At 57.4% G+C, this 1103-nt stretch carries 1 pseudogene; it reads right to left on the bottom strand.

Annotation, left to right across the window (positions count from 1 at the left end):
- Positions 1-1103: pseudogene (locus HX803_RS31715) on the bottom strand (RHS repeat protein); the annotation flags it as partial.

The raw sequence follows: 1103 nt of genomic DNA, 5'->3' as shown, positions 1-1103 counted from the left end.
GTAACCAGCTGACTGCCGTCGTCACCGTGTTCGGTCTTTTCCTGCAGGTTACCGTTGAGGTCGTAGACATAAGCCGTGCGCTGACCGTCAAACCCTATCTCCTGCTGGATCAGGCCATTGGGGTGGTACTGCAATCCATAGGTCTCACCGACTTCATTTTCGATTTCAGTCAGCAACAACCGCGCATTGTCGTAGCGATACTTGACTTGGGTGCCGTCGGAATTAATACGACGGCTGATCAGATGCAGCCCATCGGCATACTCGTAACGAGTAACGCGGCCTAACTCATCCCGCTCAGACGTGATTTTTCCGTAAGGGTTGTAGCTGTATTCCCTAAAAGCGCCCCCCGGCAACACCACCCGAATCAAGCGCCCCACGCTGTCCCACTGATACTCGGTCAGCGCGCCATGTTCGTCCTCCCGCGCCACCTGACGGCCAAGGTCGTCATAGCGATACCGCTTGATCCCACCCTCCGGCAGATGCTCCTCAAGCAACTGCCCGCGTTCATTCCACACCAGCCGCTGACAACTGTTATCCGAAAACCAAACCCCCGTCAGTTGCCCATATTTGTTGTAGCTGTAGTCGGTGCTGTGGCCCTCAGGATCAATCCTGCGAGTGATATCGCCCCTGTCATTACGCTCATATTTCCAGACCGCCTGACCACGCCTTACAACCCGAACGAACCCATTGTCATGCTCGTAGGACGTCGGCTCATCGTCCCCCGGAAACAACGCCACCAAACGCCCAGCGTCGTCGTACTGATAGGCCGTGATCGCGCCCAGCGGATCCTGCTCAACCGTCAGCCGACCTTTTTCGTCGTAGGATTTGAAGTGTTCAGCGCCGTCCGGATCAACACGCTGCACCAGCCGCGCACGCCCGTCATGCACATAGACTTCCTGGCTGCCATCGGCGTTAAACACCGTGACCTGGCCGTTGTCATCCCAGGCATAGCGGGTGTCCATCTGCGAAAAGCTGGCCCAGTGCCGGACACAGCGCGCCGCCTTGCCAGACCTTTCCCACTCCCAGAAGAAACTCGCCCCACCGGCCAACTGGCGTTCAAGAATGACGTGCTGATCGTCGTAGCGATAAACCTCGCTTTCACC

Source organism: Pseudomonas sp. P7548, assembly GCF_013386585.1.
GTDB lineage: Bacteria > Pseudomonadota > Gammaproteobacteria > Pseudomonadales > Pseudomonadaceae > Aquipseudomonas.
Note: the sequence above shows the minus strand (reverse complement) of the source record. Positions and strands in the feature narration are given on the sequence as shown.